Consider the following 7,901-nt stretch of genomic DNA (forward strand, 5'->3'; position numbering starts at 1 on the left):
GCGCTCAGGTTCCTCCGGCGGACGCGCCGGGAACCTGGACCTACGGACACCGGCCGCGCCCGCCGGAGGAACCTGAGCGCACACCCGTGCGGCAGCTGGTCACCGGAGCGCTGATCTCGCTGCTCGCGGGGATGCTGCTCTGGTCACTGCTGTGGAACGGCTACCTCGGCGGATTCTGGCTCTGGCCGCTCTACATGTTCACCCCGGACTCCTGGCGCGGGACGATGACCTCCGTCGTCGCCGCCTACGTCTGGTACGCGCTGGTCATCGGCGGCCTCCTCTTCGTCTTCGGGCGCCTCGGCCGCTGGCCCGAGCTGGTCCTGCGCCTGCTGGGCCGCGGCCCCGGGACCGAGCCCGTCCCGGCCGCGCCCGCCCATCCCGAGCCCGAGGACGATCTCGCCGAGTGGCCCGAGCTGAGGGCGGCCGGACTGGGCGAGATCGCCGCGCGGCTCGCCTCCGAGGTACGCGACGGACGCATGAACGACGTCGACTACGCCCGTATCCGCCGCGCCTGGCACTCCGTACGGGCCGATCCCTCGCGGCTCACGGCGTTCTCCGAGGCCGTGCGGGGGCAGGGCGCGGGTGCCTGCGTCCATCCCTCGGGCAGGCGCGACCTGCCCGTGCGCGCCGCCCGGCACGATCTGCTCGCACGGCAGGTCAGGATCGGTACGGTCCACGACGGGGAGCGGAATCCCTACCCGCGGCGAGGGACCGGTCTCGCGCTCGATCCGGTGCTGCTCGGGACCTCGCTGCTGGCCGTCGGGCCGCCGGGGGCGGGCAAGACGCACGCGCTGGTCCGGCCCGTCGTCGAGTCGCTCGCGCTCCAGGCGCTCGCGGGCCAGGCCGCCGTCATCGTCGTCTGCGCCGCCGGCACCCAGCTCGGTCCCGACAGCGCCTACGACGTCGTGGTCCGGCTCGGCGATCGGGAGTCGGTGTACGACCTCGATCTGTACGGGGGCACCACCGACCCGGACGAGGCCGCCGTCGTACTCGCCGAGGGTCTCGTCGGCGATCTGACGGACACCGACAGCCGGCGGGCCACCACCGCGCTCGCACAGATCCTCGGCCCGTTCCGCGCCGCGCACGGCCGGCTGCCCGCCGTCCCCGAGCTGCGTGAGCTGCTCGACGGCTCGCCCGCCGCCGTGGCCGCCCTGGGGGAGAGGCTCGACGCCGAGGGGCAGCACACCATGCGGCGTGAGCTGGACGCGCGCGAGCGGCAGTCGGGCGCGCCGGGCGACCCGGGCCGTGCGCTCGCCGACCGGGTCGCGCTGCTCGACCGGCCCGCCTTCGCCGGTTTCTTCGACACCACCGGCAGGACCAGGCCGTTCTCGCTGCGCACCCTGGAGCATCCGCTGCGCGTCCGTATCGAGCTGCCCGAGCGCGGGCACGCCGAGGCCTCACGGATGCTGGCCCGGCTGATACTGGCCCAGTTCACCGCCAACGCGGCGGTCCGGGGCGACCGCTCCCTCTTCGCCTGCCTCGTCCTGGACGACGCGACCCGTACGCTCACCGCCGAGACACTGCGCGGCGTCCAGCGGCTGCGGTCGGCGAACGCGGGCGCGGTGCTGACCCTGCGCACGCTCGACGACGTGCCCGAGGCGCTGCACACCGCCCTCCTCGGGGCCGTCGGCTGCCGGATGGCCTTCTCCGGCATCACCACCTGGGACGGCAAGCGCTTCGCGGAGGCCTGGGGCACGGAGTGGGTGGAGACCCGGGACGTCACCCAGCGGACGGTCTTCGCCGACCAGCCGCTGACCCGGGCCGTCCACGCCTTCCGGAAGCTGGTCACCGGCAAGGCGGTGACGACGGACGCGGTGACCGTGCGGAAGGTCGAGCGGGAGCGCTGGTCGGCCTCGGAGCTGGCGCACTCGGTGCCGGCGGGACACGCGGTGCTCTCGCTGCGGACGGTGGGCGGCGAGCACGCGCCCCCGCTGCTGGTGGATCTGCGGAGCTGAGCGCCGCCCTGCCGTCGGCGCGCACGCGGCACGGCTCGGTCGTGTGTACGAGCCGACGGGCCGCCCGACAAGCCGACCGACGGACCGCCCGGTGGGACAATCTGGCAGGATCGAGGCGCGCCGTTCATACAGGACGTCGTAGAGACCGTCGTCGTCCGGAAGGGCAGGTCACATGCCAGGCACCCTGCCCGTCCGCGGCCGGAGGCCCTACGGTTCCACCATGCCGCCCACCCTCGCCTCGCTCGTCCAGCACTCGGCGCTCAATCTCACCGTGCACGCGGGGGAGGACCGGCTGCGGACCCCCGTGCGCTGGGTCCACGCCAGCGAGCTGGCCGATCCCGTCCCGTACATGGAGGGCGGCGAGCTCCTCCTCATCACCGCGACCACGCTGGACGCCGAGGACCCCGAGGCGATGCGGCGCTACGTACGGCGGCTGGTCGACGCCGGAGTCGTCGGGCTCGGCTTCGCCCTCGGGGTGAACTACGAGGACATACCCGAGGCGCTCGTCGCCGCCGCGCGCGAGGCCGGGCTGCCGCTGCTGGGGGTGCCGCGCCGTACGCCGTTCCTCGCCATCAGCAAGGCTGTCTCGGCGGCCATCGCGGCCGATCAGTACCGCGCGGTCACCGAGGGATTCGAGGCGCAGCGGGAGCTGACCCGCGCCGCGCTCACCGAGGGACCCGCGGCCCTGCTGGCCCGGCTGGCGGTGTACGTGGACGGCTGGGCTGCGCTGTACGACGCGTCGGGAGCGGTCGTCGCCGCCGCGCCGGAATGGGCCGCGCGGCGGGCCGCCCGGCTCACGGCCGACGTGGAACGGCTGCGGGAGCGCTCCGCGCCCGCGAGCGCCGTGCTCGGCGACCCGGCGGGCGCGAGCGGCGACGACCGGGTGGAACTCCAGTCCCTGGGCACCGGACGGCGCGTGCGCGGCGCGCTCGCCGTCGGGACGGAGGGAGCGCTGGGCGCGGCGGAGCGGTACGCGGTGCACTCGGCGATCGCCCTGCTGACGCTGACGACGGAGCGTTCGAGCGAGCTGCGGGCGGCGGAGCAGCGGCTCGGTTCGGCGGTCCTGCGCATGCTCCTGTCCGGACAGTCCGACCACGCGCGGGCGGTGGCGGGCGATCTCTACGGCGGACTGCTCGACGCACCGTCCCGGCTGCTGATCGCGGAGTCGGCCGAGACCACGCCCGAGGACCCGCTGCCCTCGTTCACCGAGACGCTGGAGGCGGCGGCGGCACGGGCCAGGGAGGCGGTCCTGGCGGTGCCCGACGGCGAGGGGCCGCGGCTGGTGGTGCTCGCGGTGGACGGCGGGGCGGTGGTCGGCGCGGCCGAGGAGTACGCCGGCCGGGAGGCGGAGGAGGCGGGCGTCTTCATAGGTCTGTCCGCGCCGACGGGCCCGACCGCCGTGGCGGGCGCGTACAAACAGGCCGAACAGGCCCTGTCGGTGGCCCACCGCAGGGGCCGCACGCTGGTCGAGCACGAGGAGCTGGCGGCGGGCTCGATCCTTCCGCTGCTGGCGGACGACGCGGTACGGGCCTTCGCGGACGGCATGCTCCGCGCGCTGTACGAACACGACACCAAGGGCCGCGGCGATCTGGTCGCCTCGCTCCGCGCCTGGCTGTCCCGGCACGGCCAGTGGGACGCGGCGGCGGCCGATCTGGGTGTCCACCGGCATACGCTGCGCTACCGGATGCGGCGGGTCGAGGAGATCCTGGGCCGCTCGCTGGACGATCCGGACGTCCGGATGGAGCTCTGGCTGGCGCTCAAGACGACGACACGGGCGGAGGCCGCACAGCCGCCGAAGTGAGAGACACCGGGCCGGTGCGCCCGCCCCGGCCGCGCCCGCGCCGCGTACTCCCTCCAGGACCGGGAAGGAACCCGGACGAGCGGGGCTTCCCGCCGTACCCGACAAAGCGTCGTAGGCGCCGCGCCCCACCACTCCACCCCGGACAACCCGCCACCCGCCTCCGCACGCCTACCGTGGAGACGGACAACCCCCACCCACGCGGACTACTCGGAAGGGCCCGGACTCGCAATGACTTCCACCCACGCCTTCTGGCTCGCCGGCCGCCAGGCCACCGGCGAGGACACCCTCGATGTCACCTCTCCCTGGGACGGCCGGCTCGTCGGCACCGTCGCGGTGCCCACCGAGGCCCAGGTCGAGGAGGCCGTCGCCGCCGCGCACTCCGTGCTGAACGAGTTCGCCGCGACCCCCGCGCATGTTCGCGCCGCCGCGCTCGACCATGTCTCCCGCCGGCTCGTCGAGCGCACCGAGGAGGTCGCCCGGCTGATCTCCGCCGAGAACGGCAAGCCCCTCAAGTGGGCCCGCGGCGAGGTCGGCCGCGCCGTCTCCGTCTTCCGGTTCGCCGCCGAGGAGGCCCGCCGGTTCAACGGCGGCGAGGCCCAGCGTCTCGACACGGACGCGGGCGGCGCCGGCCGTCTCGCGCTGACCCGGCGCTTCCCGCGCGGCGCGGTCCTCGGCATCGCGCCGTTCAACTTCCCGCTCAACCTCTGCGCCCACAAGATCGCTCCCGCCGTCGCCGTCGGAGCGCCGATCATCCTCAAGCCCGCCCCGGCGACACCTCTGTCCGCGCTCCTCCTCGGCGAGCTGCTCGCCGAGACCGAGCTGCCCGCGGGCGCCTGGTCCGTACTGCCCGTACCGAACGACCGGATGCCCGCCCTCGTCCAGGACGAGCGGCTGCCGGTGATCTCGTTCACCGGCTCGGACAAGGTCGGCTTCGCGATCATGGACTCCGTGCCGCGCAAGCACTGCACGCTCGAACTCGGCGGCAACGGCGCGGCCGTCGTCCTCGCCGACTACGCGAGCGAGCAGGACCTGGACTGGGCGGCGACCAGGATCGCGGCCTTCGCCAACTACCAGGGCGGCCAGTCCTGCATCTCCGTCCAGCGCGTGATCGCGGACTCGTCGGTGTACGAGCGGCTCGTGCCGAGGATCGTCGCCGCCGTCGAGGCCCAGGTCACGGGCGATCCCGCCGATGACGCCACCGATGTGGGACCGCTCGTCAGCGAGGACGCGGCCAAGCGTGTCGAGGCCTGGGTCGAGGAGGCCGTGGGGGCCGGTGCCCAGCTCCTCGCGGGCGGCAAGCGGGACGGCGCGTCCTACGCGCCCACCGTCCTCTCCGAGGTCCCGGCGGACGCCACGATCTCCCGCGAGGAGGTCTTCGGCCCCGTTCTGACGCTCCGCCGGGTCGAGAGCGAGAGCGAGGCGTTCGAGACGGTCAACGACTCGAAGTACGGCCTCCAGGCCGGAGTGTTCACCCATGACCTCCAGGCCGCGTTCCGCGCCCACCGCGCCCTTGAGGTGGGCGGTGTGATCATCGGCGACGTTCCCTCGTACCGCGCCGACCAGATGCCGTACGGCGGAGTCAAGCAGTCCGGCGTGGGCCGTGAGGGCGTGCGGTTCGCGATGGACGACTACACCTACGAGCGCGTCATGGTGCTCACGGGCCTCACTCTCTGAGGAGCCTCCCCGGCACCCTCCACGCACGCCCGCCCGGCGAGAACGCCAAGCCGAGAACGCAGGCCGGGCACGCCGGGCCGGGCACGCCGGGCCGACGGCCGGAGTCCACCACCGCGGACTCCGGCCGCCGGTGTTCTCCCGGGCCCTCGCCGCGGCGCCGGTCCACGGTCCTCAACTGGTGGGGACGGCATTAATCGGGTAGATACGGACGAGTAGTACCAGCCGGTAAAACCCATATCGGACCCGACTCCGCGGCGAGGTGAGTTCCTCATGTCCGCCCCATCCGCACCCTCAGCAGCATCCGCCCCGCAGGAACCGCAGGGCAAGCCCAAGGTCTCCGAGCGCGAGGCCCGCCAGGTCGCCGAGGCCGCCCGTGAACAGGGCTGGCGCAAGCCGAGCTTCGCCAAGGAGATGTTCCTCGGCCGCTTCCGGCTCGATCTCATCCATCCGCATCCGCTGCCCGCGCCGGACGACGTCCGGCGCGGCGAGGAGTTCCTGGCGAGGCTGCGCGCGTTCTGCGAGACGGAGATCGACGGCGCGCTCATCGAGCGCGAGGCCCGCATCCCCGACCAGGTGATCAACCGGCTCAGGGAACTGGGCGCGCTCGGCATGAAGATCGACACGACGTACGGGGGCCTCGGCCTCACCCAGGTGTACTACAACAAGGCGCTGGCCCTGATCGGCTCCGCGAGCCCCGCGATCGGCGCGCTCCTCTCCGCCCATCAGTCGATCGGCGTACCGCAGCCGCTCAAAATCTTCGGCACGCGGGAGCAGAAGGACGCCTTCCTGCCGCGGCTGGCCCGTACGGACATCTCGGCCTTCCTGCTCACCGAGCCGGACGTGGGCTCCGACCCGGCCCGGCTCGCGACGACGGCCGTGCCGGACGGCGACGCGTACGTCCTCGACGGGGTGAAGCTCTGGACCACCAACGGCGTCGTCGCCGATCTGCTCGTGGTGATGGCCCGGGTGCCCGCCTCCGAGGGCCACAAGGGCGGTATCACGGCGTTCGTCGTCGAGGCGGACTCGCCGGGCATCACGGTCGAGAACCGCAACGCCTTCATGGGCCTGCGCGGTCTGGAGAACGGGGTGACCCGCTTCCACCAGGTCCGCGTTCCCGTCGCGAACCGCATCGGCCCCGAGGGCGCCGGTCTCAAGATCGCCCTCACCACGCTCAACACCGGCCGGCTCTCGCTGCCCGCGATGTGCGTGGGCGCGGGCAAGTGGTGTCTGAAGATCGCCCGCGAGTGGTCGGCGGCCCGTGAGCAGTGGGGCAGGCCGGTCGGCCGTCACGAGGCCGTGGGCGGGAAGATCTCCTTCATCGCCGCGACGACGTTCGCGCTGGAGGCGATGGTCGACCTGGCGTCGCAGATGGCCGACGAGGACCGCAACGACATCCGGATCGAGGCGGCCCTGGCCAAGCTGTACGGCTCGGAGATGGGCTGTCTGATGGCCGACGAACTGGTCCAGATCCGCGGCGGCCGGGGCTTCGAGACGGCGGAGTCGCTGGCGGCCCGCGGCGAGCGCGCCGTACCCGCCGAGCAGATGCTCCGCGATCTGCGGATCAACCGGATCTTCGAGGGCTCCACGGAGATCATGCATCTGCTGATCGCCCGTGAGGCCGTCGACGCCCATCTCTCCGTGGCCGGGGACATCATCGATCCGGACAAGTCCCTCTCCGACAAGGCCAGGGCGGGTGCGCAGGCAGGGAGGTTCTACGCGCGCTGGCTGCCGAAGCTGGTCGCGGGACCGGGGCAGCTGCCGGGCTCGTACGGTGAGTTCCACCGGCCCGGCCACCCGGATCTGTCGGTGCATCTGCGCTACGTCGAGCGGACCGCGCGCAAGCTCGCCCGCTCGACGTTCTACGCCATGTCCCGCTGGCAGGGCCGGATGGAGACCAAGCAGGGCTTCCTCGGCCGGATCGTCGACATCGGCGCGGAACTGTTCGCGATGAGCGCGGCCTGTGTACGGGCCGAACTGCTCCGTACGAAGGGGGACCACGGGCGCGAGGCGTACCAACTGGCCGACGCCTTCTGCCGGCAGGCCCGTATCCGTGTCGAGGAGCTCTTCGCCCGTCTGTGGTCCAACACCGACGAACTCGACCGCAAGGTCGTGAGCGGTGTTCTCGCCGGCCGGTACACCTGGCTGGAGGACGGTGTCATCGACCCGAGCGGCGACGGCCCCTGGATCGCCGACGCCACGCCGGGCCCTTCCAGCCGCCCCGACGTCCACCGCCGCATCCGCTGAGCCGCCGGCCGTTCCGTGCGCCCGCCTGCCGGGCCGCCCCCGGGGCCGCGTCCTTCGAGGACGCGGCCCCGGACCGCCGGCCGGGTCGAACACCTTCCAGGTCCTGTCCGGCCGGTCTTCGCGGGCCCGGAACGCCTGGCACGGCACCTCGCCGCGTTGTCGGAGTCGCCCGGGTACGGCCGGGCCGTCGACGACGCCGGTCCGCCGCCTTGCGATGCTCCCCCGTG

Annotated in this window: 4 protein-coding genes; all 4 read left to right on the forward strand. The window is 73.4% G+C overall.

Annotated elements, in window-relative coordinates:
* Window positions 1-1,955: type IV secretory system conjugative DNA transfer family protein (locus tag BFF77_RS26280; RefSeq protein ID WP_211280315.1), on the forward strand; the 1,955-nt coding region annotated here is incomplete at its 5' end.
* A 220-nt stretch (window positions 1,956-2,175) separates the two neighbouring features.
* A complete protein-coding gene (locus BFF77_RS26285; protein ID WP_066954332.1) occupies window positions 2,176-3,756 on the forward strand; it encodes a PucR family transcriptional regulator in 1,581 nt (526 codons plus the stop codon).
* Window positions 3,757-3,984: 228 nt separating this feature from the next.
* Window positions 3,985-5,430 (forward strand): aldehyde dehydrogenase family protein, encoded by a 1,446-nt coding sequence (locus tag BFF77_RS26290; RefSeq protein WP_066954326.1) that lies wholly within the window; start codon window positions 3,985-3,987, stop codon window positions 5,428-5,430.
* A 270-nt stretch (window positions 5,431-5,700) separates the two neighbouring features.
* Window positions 5,701-7,674: an acyl-CoA dehydrogenase family protein gene (locus BFF77_RS26295; RefSeq protein WP_066954329.1), complete on the forward strand. Its 1,974-nt coding sequence runs from the start codon at window positions 5,701-5,703 to the stop codon at window positions 7,672-7,674.
* Window positions 7,675-7,901: the final 227 nt, after the last annotated feature.

The organism is Streptomyces lushanensis (assembly GCF_001700515.1).
GTDB lineage: Bacteria > Actinomycetota > Actinomycetes > Streptomycetales > Streptomycetaceae > Streptomyces > Streptomyces lushanensis.